This window comes from Ktedonobacter sp. SOSP1-52, assembly GCF_016587395.1.
In genome coordinates this window covers 1,418,948-1,440,008 of the sequence record NZ_BNJH01000002.1, presented here as the reverse complement: position 1 = coordinate 1,440,008, position 21,061 = coordinate 1,418,948, and the positions used below count along the sequence as shown (strand labels likewise).

The following is a 21,061-nucleotide window of genomic DNA, read 5'->3' as shown; positions in this document are numbered from 1 at the left end:
TGGTTTTTTTGCATCAAGCTTTCATAACTGATTCATCAAGAGGAATGCATGGATATTACAGCGTCTGGCATTGGCCTGGCCTTCTCATCGGGCATTAACGCCTATATGCCACTCCTGTCGTACGCGATCGCGGCGCGTTTCTTTCACCTGTACAAAGTCAATCCTGACTTTGCGTATATCACAAGTGACTGGTTTATGATCGCGCTGGCCATCCTGGCCCTGGCCGATCTCTTCGCGGATAAAATCCCTGGTGTGGATCATGTCTGGGATATCATTCATACCGTAGTGCGTCCCATCGCGGGCGCGCTGGTGGCCGCGGCCGCCTCTGGTCATACTTCCGGGGCTGCCCTGGCGATCCCACTGATCGTGGGTGGTAGTATCGCGGGCGTGACGCACGCGACCAAGGCCACCACACGTGCTGCCTCAACCGTGGGAACGGCGGGCTTTCTTAACATCGGAATCAGCATCCTGGAAGACATCGGGATGATCATCTCGGTCATACTCTCGCTGCTGGCGCCTACGGTGATGGTCGTGATTGTCGTGCTCTGTCTCGCGCTCTTCATCTTTGTAGGCACGAAGATCGTGAAGCGGCTGCGAGCGCGCCGCCAGCGTCGCCAGCAGGCCAAAACCATGTCGTCGGTATGACTTCTCGCTCCTGCGGCGCTTGCTTGGGTGAATGATATGGAGAGCCCCTGGCGGCCTATGACCACCAGGGGCTCTCCATATCATTCACCGAAAACGCCGCAGGATGCCCCTGCCCTTTCAGGCATGGGGAGGAATGCGGCGTTCCTTTGTTGGTGGCTTGGGTGGAATACGCCGTAGACATTCTTTCATCTGCTCATGTATTGTTGACAGTCAGATGAAAACTGCGGTATAATTTAGAGTATGAAAACGGTATTAACAGCTAAACTCAAATTGAATACAACGCCCGAGCAATTCAAGGCATTACGTACAACGCAACTGGCTTATCGTGACTCACTCAACTATGTGAGCCAGTACGCCTTTGCGAATGGCAAATTGAGTAATGCTATTCGTTTGCAAGATGCCACCTACGAAGAGGTCCGCCTCCGTTTTCATCTGCCTTCGCAAATGGCCTGTTCTGTTCCTCGCCAAGTTGCAGCCTCGTATAAAGCCCTCTGGACAAAGGTGAAGAACAATGCTGCTCATCGTAAGGCAGGTCTCACCAAGAAACGTTATAAAGGGCTTGATCAGGCTCCTACGTTTCTCTCTCCCACGCTGACCTACCAGTATAAGAAAGACTACACGTTCAAGAAAGAGCAGCACGTGAGTCTTCTCACGCTCGATGGACGTATCGTTGTGCCCTATACTGGCTACAATAAGCATGTGGCATTGATCCAGCGTGGTACGGAGATTGGCGCATCGAAACTCTGGTATGACAAAGCCAAGAAGCAATTTTACCTCCTTGTCTCCCTAGACGTGGAGATGGCTGATCCTCCCCCCGAAACACACAAGCAAGTCGTTGGCGTGGATGTGGGGATGCGATACCTTGCCGTCACGGCGACAATGCAAGGGAATTGCACCTTCTATGCTGACATCTCTACACTTGCCAAATCGGACCACTGTGCACGACTGAGAAGGCGTCTGCAAAAAAAAGGCACTCGTTCCGCGACGAGAAGGCTCGTCGCCATCAGTGGACGAGAGAGACGGTTGAAAGCCAACGCCAATCATGTCGTGAGTAAACGGATTGTTACCCGATATTCTCAAAGCTTGATTGGACTGGAGCATCTGACAGATATTCGCGAGCATACCAAACGACGGAAAGGCAAAAGTGCAAAACAGCGCAAAGCCAATCGTGCCTTTTCCAAATGGTCCTTTGCAGAGTTGCACAGTATGATCGCTTATAAAGCGCCCTTGCATGGAAGTATGGCGATCAAGGTGGATGCCAACTACACCTCGCAGGCCTGCCCCAAATGTGGGCATGCCTGCAAAGAGAATCGTCCTCACAAGGGCTTGCTCTTTCTCTGTCAGAATTGTCAGTACACGCTCCATGCCGATCTGGTTGGTGCAAGAAACATTGCGATGCGAACGCTTCTTATCCGGCAAGACTGGATAGGAACGGGCCTCTTGTCAGTACGCCCTGATGTGTCGGACGATGAAGCCAAAGCAGCACGCCTGAAAAGGTATGCTGAATTGCGGTGGAGTTCAGACACAACTCCAAGCCCTCGGCTTTCGCCGTAGGGTACTGACCCAAATGTAGCTGAGAAACGTGTACTAGATAGTAGATTTGATGAATGTGTCAGTGAGCAATTACTAATGTTCACTGGCACTGTTTGTTGTATACTTTAGAAAAGTGTATCTACCTCAAGATTTCTCATCACTATGTGGCTCGCGGGGTATGGTATGTGGCGGGCAAAGGCCACTGGTCTTTGCCCACCACATACCATACCCCCTGAGAAGCGTCGCAGACGCTGAGAGTATCTTACATAATAAAGCAGGAATAATGTTTTATGGAAACGACGACGACATCAATCTCTGAGATGCAGAAATTTATTTTTGGCAGCAAGGTCTATTGCTCCGATGGTGAGAGTGGGACGCTGACCCATATAGGCTTTGATGCCCGAGATTGGCGGGCCATTGTGCTGGGTGTGCGCTTAGGTCGCTTTATGGGCCGCACCGTCTATGTGCCCTTCAACACGGTCGCGAGCGCCTCCAGCAATGGCGTCAACCTGACTATTTCGCGTGATGAGCTGGAGCAGGCGCGCAAAGAAGCACCCGGCGCGGCGATGTTCGATAGCCATTCGCAGGTGCATCATAGCGAATCGGGTTCGACGGGCGTGCTTTACCTGATCGCCGCGCATCCTGGCAGTGGCGAACTGGCCTATGTGGTCGCCAAGAGCCTGAAGGGGCAGGACGTACTGCTGGCGAGGCGCTATCTCTCACGTCTGGAGAGTGGGCGCATCGAGGCCTCGTTGCCCGAGTCTACCTTGCAGAGCCTGCCAAATTATCGCCCCGATAGCGAGCTTCAGAACGAGGTCGAAGAGATCCTCTTCGAGCTGGGGCCGCTCCACGTGGACTTCAAGGGCATAGATATGCGTGTGCTGGATAGCGTGCTCTACCTGGATGGCAACATCTCCAGCTCGCTGCGCTCCGATATCGTCACCAACCAGGCGTTGGGCGTTCCCGGCCTGCTGGAGATCAAGAATCGTCTGATCGCCGACGATACACTGGCTAGTCAGCTCGCGATGGCCATGGCGCATGACCCCCGCACGCAGGAACTACCAATTGGTGTCTATCCACGCCTGGGCAACGTCCGCCTGAGCGGTAGCGTCCACGATGAGGCGCAGAAGCAGACCGCAGAAGAGATCGCCAACACATTCCCAGGTGTGCGCTCCGTAGAGAACGAGTTGCGGGTCAATCCCGCCACCTCCATGCTCTACGTCCTCTCCAGCACTGAAAGCATGGAGCCCCAGGACCAGATCCCTGGCAAATATGTCCGGCATACAAAATAACCATCAGTAGAAAAAGAAGAAAAGGAGCGTGGGGTATGCCCCACGCTCCTTTTCTTCTTTTTCTACACTTTTACCCTCTCAACGCCTGGTCCAGATCACTCAGGATGTCGTCGATGTGCTCGATGCCAACGGAGAGGCGGATGCAGCCGGGGTTGATGCCCAGGTTGCGGCGCTCCTTGTCGCCGAGCGTGCGGTGCGAGGACATGGGCGGGTAGCTGACGAGCGAGAAGACATCGCCCAGGCTCGTGGCAGGTAGACAGAGCTGGAGCCGGTTCATAAAGCGGTAGACGGCCTCCTGGCTCTGCTCCTTGAGTTCGAAGGAGAGCAGGCCACCATAGCGCCCCTGGCCAATGAGGCGCTCTGCTAACGCATGCTGTGGATGGCTGGCGAGGCTGGGGAAGTGGACGCACTCGACGGCGGGATGCTCGCTCAGGAAGGCCGCGACCTGGTTGGCGTTGCCGCAATGGCGCTCCATGCGTAGGGCCAGGGTGCGCAGGCCGCGCATGGTCAGGTGCGCCTCGAAGGGGCTGAGCATGGCGCCCAGCAGGTTAGCGTTGGTGCGCAAGTTCCCCATCAGCGAGTTCTTGGAGCTGATGACGGCCCCACCTGTGCTATCTCCATGCCCGCTGATATACTTGGTGGTGCTGTGGACGACCAGGTCAAAGCCGTGTTCGAGTGGGCGAATTAAATAGGGGGTCGCGAATGTACTATCGATCACGGTAATGGCCCCGACCTCTTGCGCCGCGGCGCTAATGGCGTCGAGATCGGCGATCTTGACCAGGGGATTGGAGATGGTCTCTAAATAAACGACGTCTGGCTGCTCTTCGCGAATGATGGCGCCAACCTCCGGCACGCAGAGATCTTTGAGTACGACCTCAACGCCATTGGGGATGTAGTGGGCCTGCAAGAGGCCAATCGAGGGGCCGTAGAGGTCTTTGGAGGCCAGAATCTTGGTCCCACTGGTCAGGCCTGCGGTGATGAGCGCGGCATTGATGGCCGCCATGCCTGAGCCGAAGGTGATGGCTCCTACGCCTCGCTCGGCACGGGCCAAGGCGTCTTCAAGCGTCTGGGCGTTGGGATTACCCTGGCGGGCGTAGACGAAGGCGGCGTCCCCATCGGGCGTCTTGCCACTAAAGGCCCGGTCCAGGGCCTCGCAACTCTCGTGGATATAGGTCGTGCTGGCGTGAATAGGTTGGACGGTTGGTGTGCCAGTCTGGTAGCGCGAGCGTGCTCTCCGATCCTCATGGATGAGCTGCGTATCCAGGTGCCAGTTAGTATTGTAGTCTGTCATGAGCAAGCAACCTCTTTACTGTAGAAGCGATAGCCGGGCGGGAGCGCCGGGGGCCGGTGTTCTCAGGGCGTACAGAGCGTATTGATATAGCGGAGATCGGCCAATAGCTCTGCGATGGAGGGGCGAGCCTCTTCATCCTGTGCGAAGCCCTGTTGATAAAGCGCGTTATAGCGATCCGCCAGCACCACGCCTGGAAGCAGTGTGCGTGTGGCGGAGTCCCACTGCGTATAGCGTGCGATAACGCTCCCTTGCGGATCGGCTAGCAGGGGAAAAGGCAGGTGCAGCTCTTCCTGGACCTGGAGGTTTTTCAGAACAGGATCAGGCGTGATGGCTAGAATAGCACACATCTCATCGCGAAAGGCACGGTACTGCTCCACGAAGCTACTGAGCCATGTTCGCGCTCGCGCATCGGTGAGGCTGGGGATGAAGAGCAGTAGTAGATGCTCGCGCTGCTTATAATCCCAGGGACTATGCGGCATACCATCGGGTCCCGGCAGCGTAAAGGCCGGAATAATCTGGTCCTTCACCAGATTATTAGGTGCTTGATTCTGTTCGTCATTCATCTTTGAAGCTCTCCCTTTGTGAGTCACTACAACATATCTTCCCTATTGGCTTATATAGTACCGCGTGCGGATGAGTCCATGCAAGCATGGACCCTACAGGATTGTGGCTATGCCGGGGTAACGAAGGGCAGGATCTGCTCCTCGATGGCGAGGGCTACACCATCTTCGGCGTTGCTGCGCGTGACATGGTGGGCGGCGGCCTTTACTTCCTCGGAGGCGTTGCCCATGGCGATGCCCAGGCCCGCGAAACGCAGCATGTCGATGTCGTTATGATTATCCCCAATGGCGGCGATCTCGGTTGAGGAGATGCCAAGCATACTGGCGATCTTCAGGAGGGCGCGCCCCTTGGAGACTGCGGGATGCAGGAACTCAATCAGGTCCGAGGCGGCCTGGGTGACGTAGAGCTGCGAGGCGAAGAGCTCCTCAAAATACACGCGTTTGCGTGCCAGCTCGGCTGGATCGCAGACTCCCACCAGCTTGATGCAGGGCTGGGGATAGAGCTCCGCCACGTCCGGGACCTCTATGGCTGTGGGTGCGGGCGGAAGATACCAGTTCCTGGCGCCGGGCGTTCCCGTGTCGGCGAAGACGCGCTCGTGGGTATGGTAGACACGAAAGACATCCTGTTCCTGCAGGGCACCCAACGTGGGCAGAATATATTCATCTGGAACGAGTTGTTCATAGAGGGGCGAGCCGTCTGCTACGTCGGCGATGATCGCGCCATTATAGACGATCTGTGGTCCGTTGAGGGGAACGCCGGGGCAGAGCGAGAGGAGCGCGGGAAAGGTCTGCCCGGTCGCAATCACCAGGGTCACGCCCGCCTCAACGGCCCGCTTGAGTGCCTCATGCGTACGTGGCGTGATCGCGCGCTTAGGATCGAGCAGCGTGCCGTCGAGGTCGAGTGCCAGCAAACGATACATAGAAAAGAGCTCCTAAATTGAGATAGCCTGTACATATGTCTCGCCCGCCATTGTAGCATATCTCAGGCAAGCAGCCGTTTATAAGAGCCCGATGTTGTAAGTGTGCTGGTGTTTGTTCAGAGTGATATAAATACAGGTGTCCAGAGATAAAGTGTTTTTGTAGTGCCTGCTCATATTAAGATTGGTAGTACTTTTATGGTTTTTTAACACATTAAAGTGTTTTGATGTGCTAAAGCGAAAAGGGGAGCTCAGTGAGACTTTTTGCAAAAGCTGTTGTTCTGACCGTATTAAGTGGGCTGTTTGCGCTGCTGCTCATGGGATATACCACTGATGCTGCCAGGGCTGCTACACGTTTAACTTCAATAGCAACTGATACATATATGTCGGAGAAGGTGCCTGATTTCAGCAGGTTTGTTGGTTTTTGGTATGCTCATGGGGCAGACATGGCGGTTAACGCGGATGGTCAGGCACATTTTGGTGCGCGCACCTATACCTGGTGTGGTCCTGGGGTAAAGCAGCCGTGTGATTCGTCACAGGGAGGTATTCTCGACGGCTATACAGAAAATATACAGTTTTCCAGGGTAGATGGTAATGTCGCTTATGGGACAATTTCGGCTGGAAATGTGCGCCCCGTTGGTTCAGAAGCGACATTGACACTTCTGCCTGGAAACCAGGTACGCTTTTCTGCGGGCATAGGTATGGGCACCCAGCTTTGTGGCCCACAAGCGGTTGTAGGGGCATGTGGTGCGTAACCCATTTCACTACACTAAGATCTTGTTCCGAAACCCAACGTCACTGGCGTGCCTACAGCGGTGTGCTCAAAGATTGAGCTTTTATTTAGCTCTTCCTTTCGTGGGTGAGAACATAGCCACAATGCTGGAACCACCCTTGTGCATCTTGAGCGGTAATGGTGAGTAAAGCTTGACTACTTACTGCTTCCAGCGCTTCTCTCGTTCTGGCTCCCGCTCGTCGCAAGGCCGTCTTGAGTTTGGAGAACGCCTCTTCGATGGGGGAGAGGTCAGGTGAGTAGCCGGGTAAGAAGAGGAGTTGGCAACCTTTCGCTTCGATGGCTTGTTGTACTCGGGCACTTTTATGGGCCTGGAGATTGTCCATGACCACGATCTGGCCTGCATGAAGGCCAGGAGCCAGAACCTGTTCGATATACAGTTCAAAGGCCGTCGTGTTGGCCGATTCTTCCAGAATCAGCGCGGTCCCCATGCCTTCCAGAGAAAGTGCAGCGATAAGCGTCGTATTCTTTCCACGATTGCGTGGCACACTTCCTCTAGCTCGCTCTCCCCTGGGTGCGCGAGCATACAGAGGCGTTAAGGCAATAGTGGAGCCAGTTTCATCGATAAAGACCAGATCTTCTATCGGAAGCTTGCTCGCATTTGCTTGCCACGCAGCCCGCTCCTCTTCATTGTGCTCTGTTGCCCCGAGCGACTTTTTTTCGCGTCCAGCCCAGCCGTTTGATCGCCCGACTCATGGTCCATCGGCTCACCCGTTCGCTGTGCGTTTGCTCCCACATGGCACAGTGTTGCTCCAATGTGGCGTCGTCGTGCGCCTGTAATTGAGGCAGGACACCGGCTTCCACCTGTGTCCGTTTCTTCGGCGGGCGACCAGGAATCGCTTTGGGCTGCACATGCCCTTCCTCTCGTCGTTGTTTCAGATATCGTTTAATCGTAGCACTGGAGACACCAAAGAGCTGCATAATCTCGGCTCGGGGGCGACTCAGGTCCACAGCTCGCGTAAACCTTGTGAGTACGTCTTCATAAATTCCCTCCTTGTGGCCAGTCCTGGTTCAGCCTGGTATAGGTGACATCGAAGTCGTGCTCCCACTTGAAGCCATCAGCAGATTTCTTCCAATGGCCGGTAATAATCTTGCCGTTCTTGCTCACAGTACTCTCATAACGCTGCCAGAAGCCGGGCGCTTCCCTCCACATCTTCCACGCTCTCTCCGAGAAGCTCATCTCATAAACCCTCGAAACGCTCCGCGCGTCATAATAGAGCACGGTATAGGTGGAGGCCGAGTCATCCCGGCTAATGAGCCAGAGAGCATGGGGGGGATTCGGCGATTTGTCGCCCATGCGCAGCGCCAGAAAGGCTCCATCTTGCACCCACTCGATCAAGACCGGTCCCCCTTTTACTCTGTCGGATGGACGAGGAAGAAAAGCCGCATTGGAGAGTTCCATCTCCCAATCGCCCACCAATCCCTCAAGGGGGGTGAGTGCAGGGTTTGGCTGAGGCGGAGGCGTCTTTGCCTGAATATGGGTGGAGTCATCTGTCATCGTGTTTTCTCCTCTCTAAATGACCATTTTGGTGCTGGGTGTTGTCCCCAGACATGATGGTCTCCTTTCCTTTCTCAGAGAGACGAAGCCAGTCTTACTTCATCACGCGAAACGAGAGATGGGTGGCGCCCGGCGTCTCAAGCGTGCGAATATGTTCCAGGTGGATCGGCTTTGAGCCAAGGTGATCGAAGAGGCGCACGCCCTCACCCAGCAGGACATGGGCCATGCTCATATTGATTTCGTCGAGCAGGCCCGCCTTCAGAGCCTGTTGGACCGCGCTGGCCCCGTGCAGGGCAATATTTTTCTCGCCTGCAAGCTCTCTGGCTTTGGCAATCGCGCTCTCGATGCCCTCGGTGACAAAGTAATACTGCGTCTGGCCCTGTTGCAGGGGTTCGCGAGCTTGCGATTGCAAGACAATCACCGGGCCGGGAAGAGGTGTGCCATCAGGCATGATCCACCCCTGCTCATTATCAATCTGATGAAAGCTTCGGTGTCCCATAATCACTACGCCGCCCTCGTTGAGTTGATCGCCTATGACCTCATAGAAATGTTCCATAGCGTGTCCCATCCAGGCGAAGACTTCTGAGACATCATCATTTTTATCAGCGATAAAGCCGTCGAGCGAGACCGAAAGGCCAAACGTAACTTTTCCCATGGTGTTTCTCCAATCTTTGTGAATGCTATGCTACTACATCGTTTCCAGCAGTTCTGTGAGGCGCGCGTAAGAATCGTTGAGTCCTTCTTCCATACCGCTCTGGAGTGCACCATCACGGTCAGCAACCGACTGGAAGACGGATTGAGTGGTAAGCCTGGTCCTGCCGCCGGGCAAGGCTTCCAGGGTGAGCGTTTCGAGGCACACATGTCCTGCTTCCGGCAGCCCTTCGAACTCAAAGGTGTCGATTATGCGTTCGGGCGCGCAGACTTCGTGATACACTCCATGAAAGCCGTATTCGTTGCCGTCAGGGTCTTGATTGATAAAGCGCCACAGGCCACCAGATCGCACGTCCATCTTATCAACCAGGGTTGAAAGACGTCTCGGCCCCCACCATTGCGGGACAAGCTCTGGATCGGTAAACGCTTGAAACACAAGCTCGCGCGGCGCGTCGAATTCGCGCGTGATGATCATTTCCTGTATCCCTGGTTCTGCGGTAACGATTGTTTTGTTCTTGCCTGCCATTTCTCGTTGCTTCCTTTCAAACTCCACTGCTTAGCGTGGCCGGTAACACACGCGCATGACGCCAGACTTGTATGTCTTCACGCCTACCAACTCCAGATTGACCTTAGTGGTAAACACACTTTGCCCCTGGCCGATGACGACAGGATGAACCATCAGCACGTACTCATCAACCAAGCCGAGGCGCACAAACGTTTGCGCGGTGCGAATGCCGCCGGGCACACCCAGGTCTTTTCCCGGCTGCTGCTTGATCTTTTGTACTGCTTCAACCAGCTCGTCATTGCTCTTTACCACAAGCAGCTTTGTATTCTCCCACGCGAGTTTTTCTTCCCTGTTCGAGAGAATAAACGCGTGTAATCTGTTCACGGACCGCGCAACGGCACGCTCTTCCGAAGATGCCGAAGGGTTTTGTGCGACACCCAGCCAGTAGGGAATCATCCCGGAAGCCGTCGGGTAGCCAATAAATCCATCATCAACTTCTTGAAAGAAGGCAACAATGTCATCGTTGAGCTCTTGGTCCGACTTCTGCGACATCCAGTCCAACTCGCCGTTTGGCCCGCAGAAGAAGCCATCAAGCGTCATCGGCATGTTGAGAAGAACTTTTCTCATGGGGTCCTACGTATGCATATTCATCCTCTCACCTGCTTTCTGGTTCGTCCTTCACGCGTTTCTGTTTTTCCCGTTCGAGCACTTTATCTAGTGCCTCAAAACACTCTTCCCACCTCTGTCTCGTCTGCTGAACCCATGCTTCAAATTGAGACAGTGTTTGTGGATTGAGGCGGTACAGGTGCTTCTGCGCGCGTTTTTCCATCACCACCAGTTTGGCCTCGCGTAAGACCTTGAGGTGCTGCGAGACCGCCTGTGGGCTGACAGGAAAGTGCCCGTAGATGTCTGTGGCTGTGAGTTCGCCGCAGTTGGCAAGGAGTTCTAAAATGGCCCGTCGTGTCGGATCGGAGAGCGCAACAAACATATCCATGGACACATTATAAACCATTAGCTTTATCAAGTCAATGCTTAAATATAGTTGGCCAGTACTATCTAAAACGCGCGCGCCGACGGAGTTCACAAAGAGTGGGGGCGTTGTGGGAGAAGGACGACTTTACGTGGCTCTTGTGTCAATCACGGAATGAAAGGGATCGGAACAATGGAGGTAAATAAGGAAGAGATACAAGAAGGCTCAATGTTTGAGCACGCCGCTGTAGCGCTTCGCGCTCAGGTTTTCGGATAAGTAGTAAGCTGGCTCAGGTCGCCTTGTCTCTCTCCACGCAAGCATCACCCCTTCCCATCAAAAAGTGATGGGAAGGGGTGATGCTTAACACGTATATGAAAGAGGCTCAGGACTGGCAGTATTAATGTATACATACTATACTGCTTCTATACTAACGGGATAAGGTTGAGAAAGAGACAAGGAGTGTAATTCTGATGCCTAAAGAAGCACGCAAGCGTTTGGAGAATATTGGTGCGTTACTGGTTGTGGGAAGCGGGAAGGGGGGCGTGGGTAAATCGACGGTCAGCGTCAACCTGGCGGTCGCGTTAGCGAAACAGGGAGCGTCTGTGGGCTTGCTGGATGGCGATGCCTATGGTCCCAGTATTCCCTTGATGTTAGGAGTGCGTAAGCGGTCGGAGAGCAAGGGCTGGAGCGCGGCTTTGCCCCTGGCGGACCTCAAGACTCAGCAGCGCAAGATTCAGCCACTCACGCGCTATGGTGTTAAAATTATTTCAGTAGGTTTCTTTATAGGTGAGGAGCAGGCGGTGGCTCCGATGCCCGATGCGCTGGGGCTGTTGATGCGCCAGTTGCTCTTCTCCGTGGACTGGGGCGAGCTGGATTATTTAGTGATTGACCTGCCACCCGGCACGAGCGAGCCGCAGGATACTTTCTGCCGTGAGCTCGTTGTGGATGGCGCGGTCCTGGTCACGACGCCCCAGGATATAGCGCGCATCGATACCGCCAAGGCGCTGGCGATGTTCCAGCGCGCGCATGTGCCGGTGCTGGGCGTGGTGCATAACATGGGGAGCGTCCTGTGTCCCCACTGTGGAGAACTATTTGAGGTCTTTCCTCGTAGCACTGAGCAGCGCAATGCCCTTGATTCCATTCCGGTTCTCGGCGATATCCCCCTGGACCCCGGCGTGGTCTCAATGAGCGACCAGGGCTATCCAGTGGTCGTAAGTATGCCCGAATCGGCGGCGGCACGCGTCTTTAGCGAAATGGCACAGAAGGTCACCCAGCGTCTCGCCGAAGAGCGAGAGGGGGAAGCATGAAGGAGAAAGTAAAGGGCATCTTCACAGACACTATTTTAGCAACTCTTTGGAAGATGATGTGTTGGACCGGAACGAAATAACAATTGCAAGCATTACTAGAGTAGTAGGTTTTTGATGTCGCAGCTCATGTTGGGTAACGATATCAAACGAGAAGGCCAAACACAGCCCACTCTCGTCTACGGGGGTTCTGCAAAGGAGGTACCTCAATGTGGAACGACAACAGGACAAGGAAAACATTCGCCATCATAGTCTGTTTGCTTGTAGTAGGAATAGTATCCTTTGGGAGTGTCATAGGTAGCCGTATAGCTAATGCAGCAACAACTTCCCCATCTCACTCACACTCAGCATCTTCAACCAATGTAGTCACGACGAACGCCTCAACCAATGTAGTCAGGATGAGCGGTTCAACCAATGTGATCACGACGAACGCCTCAACCTTCAGGGTAACAAGCATTGACATGTCTGTCACCCCAAGCACCACCTCGCTATGGAGATGCGGCTCTTATATTCAAGTCACCTACAATGCCGTCTTTCATATCGTCTCAGGCCCAAATGGGGGAACGATTGTGTTCTCCTATACCACCAACAATGGGCGTTCCCAAACGGCGGAAAAGTTAACTATTCTGCCTGGTCAGTACCTCTCAAACTACACGTTCACATGGCAAGGAAGTCTTCCAGGTGACCATACCTATCCAGCGCCGGGAGGCGTATTGGTCACAAGTCCAAACACCCTGGTGTCTCAGATGGTCATGCCAGCCGGGAAGTGCCGCTAATCAGCGAAGGTTTTGAGCGTTCCTCCCAAAAACGCTCCCAAGGTGGAGAGATAGTCGGTTCCTCATTGTAGGCACTGGTGAGGGCGTCTACCTCTCCACTGGCATTCGATATCGAAATCGAGAGTTGCAAAAACGTGAGAGAGCTTTCAAAAAAGCTCTCTCACGTTTTTGAGCACAAAGAATTGTTTCTCATTTATTTGGCCGCAAAGGCAAAGATTAGCGTAACATAATTATGTATTTGATGCACAAGAAGATAGAAAATTTTTCAGTCCAGGAGATAAAATAGTACAAGTAGATACGTATATTGACACCTTCCGAGCGTAAGCTTATACTTGAAGAGTCAGTATGCTATTTTATTTTCTTGGAATCATTTGGCCTGTATAAGGATAGCTCGCCGCTCCATATCAATTTATCGAAGGAGCATTTGATCTGTTAGCGAGTTGAGAGGTGGTAAGAAGAGATGGTGTGTCCGCGGTGTGGTTATGAGGGGGATGTGACACAGAAGCCCTGTGAGCGGTGTGAAATGTTTGTCCCAGTGACGAGTACGGGGACCGCTGCCCAGGACGCGGCGGCTACGCAGACGCAAGGCTCACCCCCTGAAGATGAGGGTGGCGAAGCGCGCAAGGCAACGGCGACCGCCTCGACGTTTCAAGCGCGCAGTCCCCTGCGAGAACGCAATGAGCAGCGTGTGCGGCAGGCGCGCTACGCTGCTACGCCTCCACCTGGAGTATCCCAGGCGGTTCCAGGATCGTTATCGCGTCCGGGGGGGGCGGGGGGGCAGCGCTCCCCGGACGCGACGCCTCGCTCTGCGCAGGCTCTGACGGGTTACCCGCAGATGACCCCACCTTTGCGCTCTCAGTCCTTACCGGCCCAGCCTGGTCGCAGCGAGTTCTCGCCATCGTCGCTGCCCGCACGTGTGAACCGCCTGGCCAATAATGTTGCGTCGCTACGAAGTATCGAGCAGGCGGGTGGCGAGTCTGCTCGCTCAGGGATGGGGGCGCGCCCGCTGGGTGATACCAGTCAGCCAGGAACCTTTGACGCGCCCGTCCTGGTCTCAGGGTCCCTTCTGCGGAATGGGCGCTATCGCTTGAGCGAGTCGCAAACGCGTCATGAGTGGAAGCCAGGTACCTATGAAACGACCTGGCGTGCCCAGGATGCTCAGCGCGCGGGTGCCCTGGTGCTAATCAAAGAGGTTGAACTGGCGGAGGGACGCGAGCGCACCCAGGCCCTGCTACGGAACGCGACCGTGGCCCTGATGGAGGCTGGTCGCCTTCCGCGTGTCCCCGCACTCTGGGATGCCTTTATGGAGCATGGGCGCAACTTCTTTGTTTTTGAGCCACTGGAGGGCGAGACGCTCATAGCACGCCTACAACGCGTGGCAGGGCCTCTCTCTGAACAGGAGGTTGTGTGCCTCTGTGTGCATATCGCGGAGGTCCTGGAGGCGCTCTCAACGCAAAAGCCCCCACTTATGCATGGCTTGATCTGTCCCGAAAATATTGTAATCAGCCGCTATGGTGCGCAATACGCGCTGACGGGTTTCTCGGTTGTGCAGTCTGGTTCTGGGGGGCAGTATGAGGTTGACCGGGAGCAGGCGCGCCTCTCGCCCTATGCCGCGCCCGAAATGGGAAGTGGTAAACTCGATGTGCGCTCGGATCTCTACTCGCTGCTGGCGACAGCCTATCATGCTGTGACGGGGAGAGCGCCTGAGCATGATCCAGCGAGCAATACGATTACGCCCGCCAGGCGGGTCGCACCTCAGGTCTCGTCGCGGTTAGATGCCATACTTACGCGTGGCCTGCGCCCCCTGGCTGTTCAGCGTTATCAAAGTCCCGCTGAACTGAAGCAGGACCTGCTGTCCTGGCGCATGGGGGGGACGACATCGAGCATGGGAGCGATTGTCTCGGCCTCGGGCGCCTCGTTTACCAGCGTGGCCCCGGTCTCTTTTAATAGCGCCCTCCCGGGCGAGCGTCGCTCGACGGATAGCGTGGCCCAGATGCTCCCCAGCATGCTTGGTGACCTGGAGGATGAAGATAAGTCACAGCTTCCACAGCCAGAGGATCTCCCGCCCATGAGCGAGGGCAACGATCTGCTGCAATCCCTGCTCTGGCTGGGCGCGATCATGCTCTGTGTGATTGTCCTGGTCTGGGCCAGCCAGGGATTTCTATGAGAAAGAGGCCCAACGCTACTGAAGCACGCGTCTTCATATAATGATACGGGCTTTTGCAGCGTCGGGCCACGTGCGGCCCTGCTCACTCGGGTTTGGTGCCGACGTGGATGGCGACGAGACCACCGTTGAGGTAGTAGTAGCGCACATCGCGCCAGCCGGCCTCCTCCATGATCTCCTTGACGCGGGGAGCCTTGGGGAAGGTCGTCAGTGAGTTGGGCAGGTAGTTATACTCCTCGAAGGCTTTGCCCAGGATGGTGCCAAAGAGGGGGGCAAGCTTGTAGAAGTAGAGATAGAAGAGCGTACCGAAGATCTTGCCAGGTGGGTGACTGATCTCCAGGCAGACGACGCGCCCGCCGGGGCGCACAACACGCAGCATCTCGCTGAAGCCCCTGCCGATATTGGTCAGGTTGCGCACCGTAAAGGCGGAGCAGCAGCCATCGACGCTGTTGTCGGGGAGATCGATATTCTCGGCGTCGCCGACGCGTAGCTCGATGCGGTCTTGCAGGCCCATGCGCCTGAGTTTCTTCTCGCCAACCTCCAGCATCTCAGGCGTGATATCCATCCCGATCATATGGGTACCGGGTCCCGAGTTGCGAATGACCGAGATCGAGAGGTCAGCGGTGCCCGCGCCCAGATCGAGGCCAGTCTCGCCAGTTGCCAGGGCCAGGTAGCGTGCGGCCCGCTTGCGCCAGTAGGGATCGAGTCCCAGGCTCATCAGGCGGTTCATGAGATCATAGATGCCCGCGATACGCCCAAAGAGACGCCGCACATAGGGCTTCTTGCCGCCAGTTTCCTTAAATTTTTCTTCGAGAGACAATTTTGCAGACATAGCTAAGAGGCATCCTTGTAGAGTTTATGAATAGTTATTTCTTCCGCATCAGGACAAAATCGATCAGTTCATCAAGCACATCGCGGTCGGGCGAGGCTGGGAAGTGATAGAGGGCCTCGCGCGCCTTGTTGGCCTGGGCATGAGCATCCAGCAGCGACAGCTTCACGCCGTTGCCCTGGGTGACCCACTCCACGATCTCGCGGATCTCCTCGTCTTTATGGACCTTCTCCCCAAGCAGGGTCTTCACCTGCTGGTAATGCCCGTTCTGGGGCGCATCCTGCAAGGCATAGATGAGGGGGAGCGTGACCATGCCCTGGCGCAGGTCATTGCCCACGGGCTTGCCAATCGTTGACTGATCCTGGGTATAGTCAAGGATATCATCAATGATCTGGAAGGCGGTACCAAGGTGCATGCCATAGGCGTGCATCAGTTCGATCTCTTCCGGGGTCGCGCCACTGATGATCGCGCCACCCTTGCTACAGGCGGCCATCAGGCAGGCGGTCTTGCTCCTGGTTTTCTCATAGTAGGTCTCTTTACTCAGATCGATATTGCCTGCCGTCATCATCTCCAGGATGGTGCCCTCACAGACAGTGGCGACAGTGTCGGAGAAGAGGTGATCGATACGGGGGTCCTCGATGTCGGCGATCAGGCCCGCCGTTTTGGCGAAGTAGTAGTCGCCAAGCAGGATCGCGATCTTATCGCCAAAAAGGGCATTGACGGTGGGGTTGCCGCGCCGGGTGCTCGACTCATCAACGATATCATCGTGAATGAGCGTAGCTAGATGCGTCATTTCGAAGGCCACACTCAAGAGTAGCAGCTTCTCAAAGCGGTAGGTATTGAGTTTGCCAGCCAGCAGGGTGAGCGCGGTACGCAGTCGCTTGCCTGGCGCGCCCAGGGCATGCATCGAGGCCGAGTTGAGGATCGTCAGCCCTGAGGTTGCTCGCTCTTGAAACGTCTTATCGACCGTGTCGAGATCAGCCTGGATACCGGCAAAGAGTCGGCTCAAAGTGGCCGTTGTGTTCATGGTAGGATTCTCCATTTCCTCATGGTAGTGCCTCCCGAAAACCTGAGCGCGTGAGCGGCGTTGGTTTTCGCATAAGGAGGTAGTTGCCTTTGGATGTCTGTAGGCACAGTACTAAGGCATCCCCTGACTGTCAGCGCTCTGACAAGGCGAAACAAGCGACTTTATAGGTACGAACGATCATAAAAAAGAGCTATGTTAAAGTTTAACAAGGTAGTTACTAACCTCTTATGCGAAAACCAACGCCGCTGTCGCGGCTAGCGCTTCGCGCTCAGGTTTTCTAATAGGTAGTAATCTGATTATAACGCGCTTTGTCCAAGCTTGTTAAGGTATTCCAATTATCCCGATTGGTGTCATGGTGTGGAGGTGCCAGGCGGTCTGCAGACCGCCTGGCACCTCCACACCATGACACCAATTTATTACACCTCAGCGGTGGTATCGATCTCGACCAGGTCTTCCTGGACATAACCATTGGTGAAATCGAACTCATCGAGCACATCGAGGGCCGTGCGGTACTCGCTCCAGCTTAAGCGTCGATTGAGCACGGGATCGTTGACGGCTTTCCAGGCGGGAAAGTATTGATCCATCAAGCTAATGGGAGTATCTGGCCCTAGTTCCTCGGCGATCCAGCGCAGGACCTCACGTGTACCAGAGATATCCTCAGGCATGACCAGGTGGCGGATAAGCAGCCCACGTCTTCCTATGCCTTCCTCATCGAGCTGTAGGGGACCAACCTGGCGGTACATCTCGCGGAGCGCCGCCTGGTTATAATCCACGTAGCGAGGCATCTTCGAGGTGCGCAGTGCGTTTTTGTTGTCTGAGTACTTGGCATCGGGTAAATAGATATCGATGACGCCGTCCAGGAGTTTTAATGTCTCCAGGTTTTCATAGCCTGCACAGTTGTATACAATCGGCAGGCGTAGCCCCTTTTCACAGGCAATGACCAGGGCTGCCAGGAATTGTGGTACGAAGTGGGTTGGAGTCACCAGGTCCAGGTTGTGGCAGCGTTTCTTCTGCAAATACATCATCATGTCCGCGAGGCGTTCGGGGGTGACACGATGGCCCAGGCCGCCCTGGCTGAGCGAGAAGTTCTGGCAGTAGGTACAGCGAGCCTGGCAGTAGCCAAAGAAGATGGTTCCGGCTCCCCGCGTCCCGCTGATGGGCGGCTCTTCGCGGCGATGGACGTTCCAGGAGGCGACGATGGCCTCGGTCCCCGAGTGGCAGACGCCAGTCTTGCCCGCGATACGGTTGCAGCGGCAGTTCTGTGGGCAGATAGTACAACTGCGTAGGACTTCCCAGGCAGCAGCCGCGCGCTCGGCTAGTTCACCGGTTTCATAGAGTTGAAGGTAACTGGGATAAAGCATCTGGCAACTCCAAGTGCGAGATTGCGAAATGATCGGATATGGTCAAGACGCCTTTAGCGCTAAGAAGAGTGCCCAGCCTTCTCTGCGATGACCGGACACTCTTACGTGAATTGTTCTTGTATGCCTGACCCTCTAGGGCCAGGTCCTGGTCAACGGATATACCTAGTATACCCTATGTGTCGAGCCAGTAGCTTAGTCCTGTGAGGGCCATTTATAGCCGGGATGCGAGGGCTTAGGTCCCCGAGGTGTGCGTGGTTTCTTCTCACCCTTGGTAGCCTTCTTCGCGCGAGGGTTTCTGGCCTTCGCGTCTGACGGCTTGTCTGCATCCTGCTTCCTGGCCACTTTTTTCTTGGCTGGTGTCCCCTCGGCAGGCTCGGCTGGTGTGACGGGCTTGAGTAAGTTATCGGCGTCCTCGTCGATCCCGGTCCAGAACTCGGCGTTGCGACGCTGTACCGGGCGAGGTCCCTTGAGCACGCGTCCATCGGGGAGGCGGGTCACATGGAACTCAGGCTGCTGAGTCTTCTCGGCCTGGCGAAAGTTACGTGGGCGAGGCGTGCGAGCCTCTTCGTTAAACGACTCGTAGTCGCCCTCGAAGTGACCTGTGTGGGATCGGCGCGGTGCCTGATCCTGCTCAAAACGCCGGGGAGCGGAATTATGCTCGAAGCGATGAGGAGGCTGGTCCTGGCCAAAGCGATGAGGCGTAGAATCACGCTCGAAGCGGCGAGGAGGCTGATCCTGCTCAAAACGACGAGGCGTAGAATCGCGCTCGAAGCGGCGAGGAGGCTGATCCTGCTCGAAGCGGCGAGGTGTAGAATCGCGCTCGAAGCGACGCGGTGCCTGGTCCTGCTCGAAACGGTTGGGGCCTGCACCGTAGGGACGGCGAGGGCCAGTTGAACCCTGGAAGCGGCCGCCATGTGGGCGAGGTCCGCCATGGGAGGGGTAACGCTCCTGCCCCGACTCCCATTCAGGCTGTTCATTGCCACGGCGCGCGAAATTTGGCGTATTCGTATTATTATTGTTGTTGTAGGGACGTCGACGCTCTGGATACTGGGCCTGGTCATGTGATGGAGAGGAGAATCCGGGGCGAGAGCCAGTATGCTGATTGGGGCGATTATAGTTGGGAGCGCCGGTATTGCCGTTGTAATGGTTGGGACGGGAGTGCTGACCATTAGAAGGCGTATTGAATGAGTTGTTGCTGGTTGTGCGTGGGCGGTAGTCTGCGTGATTGCGCTGGGCCCCATTTTGCCAGGCGCGATCAACAATGGAGCGATTGAGGCGTACTTTGCCTGGGCGTTGAGTATTGCCCTGTTGCTGACCATCAGATTTACCAAAAGAGGATGAATCGCGGTACGGTGGGCGCGCGCCATCTCTTCGCTGTGGATTGAAGTTTCTGGTCATAGTTCCTTTCAAAAGTGTCTTCTCTTGTTATGGGGGTATGTAATGTAATTAAGAATGGTGGATAACGGCAAGATCGTTTGTCCCTCCCGTCGGTCATGCCACACCAACCTCGAAAAAATCCTTTGACGCGCATAAAGAGCGTGTAGGGTTCGATGCTTCTATGTAGGGGGGCGCGTCTGCCTACAGTATACCATATTTCTCTTCGGCCGACTATTCAGTAACATAAACACACCCGGAAGCACTATGTATTCCCAGAGGTCAGCGCAAATGCCACAAGAGGGTTTGAGTAGTGCGATCCTTAATATAGAAGAGATTGTATTTTAGGAGTGACCGAAGATATGTATGCCGATCCCTTGTAGCAAACCTTTCACATGACGCCAGGCTGGCAGCTATTTTTCTGTTATTTCCAGTGTGTGTATATGTTTGGGCTATGGTGCAAAGGCCAGGGGAATGGGTGTGAATTGGGTTTGCTGGCTACCGAACATGGCGAGCGCTTTGGTCTGTGTCTCGTCGGGGAGCAGGGGACGCAGGGTGAGGGTGTAGTAGAGTCCAGCCTCGCTCATGGTGCCGCTATTGCCGTTCAGGCTGGCTTTGAGACTCTGGTATTGCCCGTGGTTGAGCAGGAGGGCGTGGCTGGGGATGGTGAACTTGAGGCAAGGGGTCTCCAGGTTGGGCGTGTTCTCATTGGGAGGAATGCTACCACACTCATAGGTGGCTGCCTGCTCTAGCGTGTAGTCGCTTAGGGGCCAGAAGGGGTAGTCGCGCTGGGGATCGGCGCTGAAGGTCCTGCGCGCCAGGAGGGCGTAGGTCGAGGCCTTGTAGGGCTGGCTGCTTGTTGCGTTGACGGCGTTATTGATGGCGGTCAGGGCTTTGCCCAGGCGGGTATACTCGTCAAGCTCCTGGGCTTTGGGTTGGTAGTAGCCAAAGCTCCCATAAGCAAACTCTGTTTGCTGGTTGTTGAGCGCGAGTTGCAGATAGGTGGCGTTGAGGTCCTGAATGTCGATAAACTGCTTCTGGCTGAAATCGGGGAGATCGTAGGTGTTGACGAGTGCGTCGAGGAGCTGTTGCAGGGCGTCGGGGGTGAGCTTGCCTGTGCGCTCAGTTCCCAGGATGTAGGTGCCATCGCCATAGATGCTGAGCACCGGACTGAGCGAGAGCGAGCCTTTGAGTCCTCCGCCATAGAGCGTGCGGATAACCACGTCCTGGGGATCGACGCTATAGGTGACCTGCTTGTTGGCCTTCGCCTGCTGAATCGTCTTGATCTGTTTCTGCTTCGCGGTCCCTGAATCGCAGGCCACCAGGCCGAGTGCGAGGAGCAGGAGGCAGAGGCTGCTCAGCGCGATGAGGAAGAAACTGCGAGGCATACGCGGCTGAGTGGATGTGATCTTCTGGGCAAGCTGGCGCATAAGGTGTGCTCTCCATACAAGATTTTCTTAACAAGTTCTTTGTATTGTATATGAACGCCTGGAAGATTGCCACGAGTAGGGTCCATGCTGGCATGGACTCTCCTCGCCAGCAGAAGTGCTCGCTCTGCGCGAATAAGTCCATGC

Annotated in this window: 23 protein-coding genes; 7 read left to right on the top strand and 16 right to left on the bottom strand. The window is 55.4% G+C overall.

Annotated features, from left to right (window positions below):
- Nucleotides 1-48: 48 nt before the first annotated feature.
- The 3 genes from JMJ16_RS21670 (at nt 49) to JMJ16_RS21660 (ending at nt 3,470) form a co-directional block, all read left to right on the top strand.
- Nucleotides 49-645: a DUF4126 domain-containing protein gene (locus tag JMJ16_RS21670; RefSeq protein ID WP_201383870.1), complete on the top strand. Its 597-nt coding sequence runs from the start codon at nt 49-51 to the stop codon at nt 643-645.
- Between the two features lie 240 nt (nt 646-885).
- Nucleotides 886-2,199, top strand: a complete 1,314-nt coding sequence (locus JMJ16_RS21665; protein ID WP_201384926.1) for an RNA-guided endonuclease TnpB family protein — start codon at nt 886-888, stop codon at nt 2,197-2,199.
- 269 nt (nt 2,200-2,468) lie between these two features.
- Nucleotides 2,469-3,470 (top strand): BON domain-containing protein, encoded by a 1,002-nt coding sequence (locus tag JMJ16_RS21660; RefSeq protein ID WP_201384924.1) that lies wholly within the window; start codon nt 2,469-2,471, stop codon nt 3,468-3,470.
- 70 nt (nt 3,471-3,540) lie between these two features.
- On the opposite strand, the gene JMJ16_RS21655 is transcribed toward JMJ16_RS21660, so the two are convergent.
- From JMJ16_RS21655 to JMJ16_RS21645, 3 genes are all read right to left on the bottom strand, one after another.
- Nucleotides 3,541-4,761: a PLP-dependent aspartate aminotransferase family protein gene (locus JMJ16_RS21655; protein WP_201384922.1), complete on the bottom strand. Its 1,221-nt coding sequence runs from the start codon at nt 4,759-4,761 to the stop codon at nt 3,541-3,543.
- Between the two features lie 62 nt (nt 4,762-4,823).
- Nucleotides 4,824-5,324, bottom strand: a complete 501-nt coding sequence (locus JMJ16_RS21650) for a peroxiredoxin (RefSeq protein WP_201384920.1) — start codon at nt 5,322-5,324, stop codon at nt 4,824-4,826.
- A gap of 107 nt (nt 5,325-5,431) precedes the next feature.
- A complete protein-coding gene (locus JMJ16_RS21645; RefSeq protein WP_201384918.1) occupies nt 5,432-6,241 on the bottom strand; it encodes a Cof-type HAD-IIB family hydrolase in 810 nt (269 codons plus the stop codon).
- A gap of 251 nt (nt 6,242-6,492) precedes the next feature.
- Between JMJ16_RS21645 and JMJ16_RS21640 the strand changes: the two genes are divergently transcribed.
- Nucleotides 6,493-6,993: a hypothetical protein gene (locus JMJ16_RS21640; RefSeq protein WP_201384916.1), complete on the top strand. Its 501-nt coding sequence runs from the start codon at nt 6,493-6,495 to the stop codon at nt 6,991-6,993.
- 85 nt (nt 6,994-7,078) lie between these two features.
- Here JMJ16_RS21640 and JMJ16_RS54550 read toward each other — a convergent pair whose 3' ends face one another.
- The 7 genes from JMJ16_RS54550 to JMJ16_RS21610 form a co-directional block, all read right to left on the bottom strand.
- On the bottom strand, nt 7,079-7,612 hold the full coding sequence (locus tag JMJ16_RS54550) for an IS630 family transposase (protein ID WP_236601691.1): 534 nt from the start codon (nt 7,610-7,612) through the stop codon (nt 7,079-7,081).
- Nucleotides 7,613-7,655: 43 nt separating this feature from the next.
- Nucleotides 7,656-7,979, bottom strand: coding sequence for a hypothetical protein (locus JMJ16_RS54545; protein ID WP_236601654.1), 324 nt, complete (start codon nt 7,977-7,979; stop codon nt 7,656-7,658).
- Nucleotides 7,980-8,007: 28 nt separating this feature from the next.
- Nucleotides 8,008-8,526, bottom strand: a complete 519-nt coding sequence (locus tag JMJ16_RS21630) for a hypothetical protein (protein WP_201384914.1) — start codon at nt 8,524-8,526, stop codon at nt 8,008-8,010.
- A gap of 94 nt (nt 8,527-8,620) precedes the next feature.
- Nucleotides 8,621-9,181, bottom strand: coding sequence for a dihydrofolate reductase family protein (locus tag JMJ16_RS21625; protein WP_201384912.1), 561 nt, complete (start codon nt 9,179-9,181; stop codon nt 8,621-8,623).
- 33 nt (nt 9,182-9,214) lie between these two features.
- A complete protein-coding gene (locus JMJ16_RS21620; protein ID WP_201384910.1) occupies nt 9,215-9,703 on the bottom strand; it encodes an SRPBCC family protein in 489 nt (162 codons plus the stop codon).
- A gap of 30 nt (nt 9,704-9,733) precedes the next feature.
- The gene (locus JMJ16_RS21615; protein ID WP_255553226.1) at nt 9,734-10,309 is read right to left on the bottom strand and encodes a dihydrofolate reductase family protein; all 576 of its coding nucleotides are present in this window, start codon (nt 10,307-10,309) and stop codon (nt 9,734-9,736) included.
- A gap of 28 nt (nt 10,310-10,337) precedes the next feature.
- Complete coding sequence (locus JMJ16_RS21610) at nt 10,338-10,676, bottom strand: helix-turn-helix transcriptional regulator (protein ID WP_236601653.1); 339 nt, start codon at nt 10,674-10,676, stop codon at nt 10,338-10,340.
- Nucleotides 10,677-11,122: 446 nt separating this feature from the next.
- Between JMJ16_RS21610 and JMJ16_RS21605 the strand changes: the two genes are divergently transcribed.
- Entirely contained in the window at nt 11,123-11,959 is an 837-nt protein-coding gene (locus JMJ16_RS21605; RefSeq protein ID WP_201384904.1) for a P-loop NTPase, read from the top strand.
- A 331-nt stretch (nt 11,960-12,290) separates the two neighbouring features.
- Here the strand turns inward: JMJ16_RS21605 and JMJ16_RS56065 are convergent, their stop codons facing one another.
- Complete coding sequence (locus tag JMJ16_RS56065; RefSeq protein WP_255553225.1) at nt 12,291-12,419, bottom strand: hypothetical protein; 129 nt, start codon at nt 12,417-12,419, stop codon at nt 12,291-12,293.
- Here JMJ16_RS56065 and JMJ16_RS54540 point away from each other — a divergent pair.
- Nucleotides 12,418-12,732, top strand: coding sequence for a hypothetical protein (locus JMJ16_RS54540; RefSeq protein ID WP_236601652.1), 315 nt, complete (start codon nt 12,418-12,420; stop codon nt 12,730-12,732). The two genes, JMJ16_RS56065 and JMJ16_RS54540, sit on opposite strands and share 2 nt — an antisense overlap.
- Before the next feature lie 493 nt (nt 12,733-13,225).
- On the top strand, nt 13,226-14,899 hold the full coding sequence (locus tag JMJ16_RS21595; protein ID WP_201384900.1) for a protein kinase: 1,674 nt from the start codon (nt 13,226-13,228) through the stop codon (nt 14,897-14,899).
- Between the two features lie 82 nt (nt 14,900-14,981).
- On the opposite strand, the gene JMJ16_RS21590 is transcribed toward JMJ16_RS21595, so the two are convergent.
- From JMJ16_RS21590 to JMJ16_RS21570, 5 genes are all read right to left on the bottom strand, one after another.
- Nucleotides 14,982-15,728, bottom strand: coding sequence for a ubiquinone/menaquinone biosynthesis methyltransferase (locus JMJ16_RS21590; RefSeq protein WP_201384899.1), 747 nt, complete (start codon nt 15,726-15,728; stop codon nt 14,982-14,984).
- 34 nt (nt 15,729-15,762) lie between these two features.
- Complete coding sequence (locus JMJ16_RS21585; protein ID WP_201384897.1) at nt 15,763-16,752, bottom strand: polyprenyl synthetase family protein; 990 nt, start codon at nt 16,750-16,752, stop codon at nt 15,763-15,765.
- A 416-nt stretch (nt 16,753-17,168) separates the two neighbouring features.
- Complete coding sequence (locus JMJ16_RS21580; RefSeq protein ID WP_201369032.1) at nt 17,169-18,113, bottom strand: 4Fe-4S cluster-binding domain-containing protein; 945 nt, start codon at nt 18,111-18,113, stop codon at nt 17,169-17,171.
- A 192-nt stretch (nt 18,114-18,305) separates the two neighbouring features.
- Nucleotides 18,306-19,511: a hypothetical protein gene (locus JMJ16_RS21575; protein WP_201384895.1), complete on the bottom strand. Its 1,206-nt coding sequence runs from the start codon at nt 19,509-19,511 to the stop codon at nt 18,306-18,308.
- Nucleotides 19,512-19,939: 428 nt separating this feature from the next.
- Complete coding sequence (locus JMJ16_RS21570; RefSeq protein ID WP_201384893.1) at nt 19,940-20,917, bottom strand: hypothetical protein; 978 nt, start codon at nt 20,915-20,917, stop codon at nt 19,940-19,942.
- Nucleotides 20,918-21,061: the final 144 nt, after the last annotated feature.

Coding starts and splice junctions, on each gene's coding strand:
- JMJ16_RS21670 (WP_201383870.1), top strand. CDS start 49: ATGGATATTACAGCGTCTGGCATTGGCCTGGCCTTCTCATCGGGCATT.
- JMJ16_RS21665 (WP_201384926.1), top strand. CDS start 886: ATGAAAACGGTATTAACAGCTAAACTCAAATTGAATACAACGCCCGAG.
- JMJ16_RS21660 (WP_201384924.1), top strand. CDS start 2,469: ATGGAAACGACGACGACATCAATCTCTGAGATGCAGAAATTTATTTTT.
- JMJ16_RS21655 (WP_201384922.1), bottom strand. CDS start 4,761: ATGACAGACTACAATACTAACTGGCACCTGGATACGCAGCTCATCCAT.
- JMJ16_RS21650 (WP_201384920.1), bottom strand. CDS start 5,324: ATGAATGACGAACAGAATCAAGCACCTAATAATCTGGTGAAGGACCAG.
- JMJ16_RS21645 (WP_201384918.1), bottom strand. CDS start 6,241: ATGTATCGTTTGCTGGCACTCGACCTCGACGGCACGCTGCTCGATCCT.
- JMJ16_RS21630 (WP_201384914.1), bottom strand. CDS start 8,526: ATGACAGATGACTCCACCCATATTCAGGCAAAGACGCCTCCGCCTCAG.
- JMJ16_RS21625 (WP_201384912.1), bottom strand. CDS start 9,181: ATGGGAAAAGTTACGTTTGGCCTTTCGGTCTCGCTCGACGGCTTTATC.
- JMJ16_RS21620 (WP_201384910.1), bottom strand. CDS start 9,703: ATGGCAGGCAAGAACAAAACAATCGTTACCGCAGAACCAGGGATACAG.
- JMJ16_RS21615 (WP_255553226.1), bottom strand. CDS start 10,309: ATGAGAAAAGTTCTTCTCAACATGCCGATGACGCTTGATGGCTTCTTC.
- JMJ16_RS21610 (WP_236601653.1), bottom strand. CDS start 10,676: ATGGATATGTTTGTTGCGCTCTCCGATCCGACACGACGGGCCATTTTA.
- JMJ16_RS21605 (WP_201384904.1), top strand. CDS start 11,123: ATGCCTAAAGAAGCACGCAAGCGTTTGGAGAATATTGGTGCGTTACTG.
- JMJ16_RS54540 (WP_236601652.1), top strand. CDS start 12,418: ATGTCTGTCACCCCAAGCACCACCTCGCTATGGAGATGCGGCTCTTAT.
- JMJ16_RS56065 (WP_255553225.1), bottom strand. CDS start 12,419: ATGTCAATGCTTGTTACCCTGAAGGTTGAGGCGTTCGTCGTGATCACA.
- JMJ16_RS21590 (WP_201384899.1), bottom strand. CDS start 15,728: ATGTCTGCAAAATTGTCTCTCGAAGAAAAATTTAAGGAAACTGGCGGC.
- JMJ16_RS21585 (WP_201384897.1), bottom strand. CDS start 16,752: ATGAACACAACGGCCACTTTGAGCCGACTCTTTGCCGGTATCCAGGCT.
- JMJ16_RS21580 (WP_201369032.1), bottom strand. CDS start 18,113: ATGCTTTATCCCAGTTACCTTCAACTCTATGAAACCGGTGAACTAGCC.
- JMJ16_RS21575 (WP_201384895.1), bottom strand. CDS start 19,511: ATGACCAGAAACTTCAATCCACAGCGAAGAGATGGCGCGCGCCCACCG.
- JMJ16_RS21570 (WP_201384893.1), bottom strand. CDS start 20,917: ATGCGCCAGCTTGCCCAGAAGATCACATCCACTCAGCCGCGTATGCCT.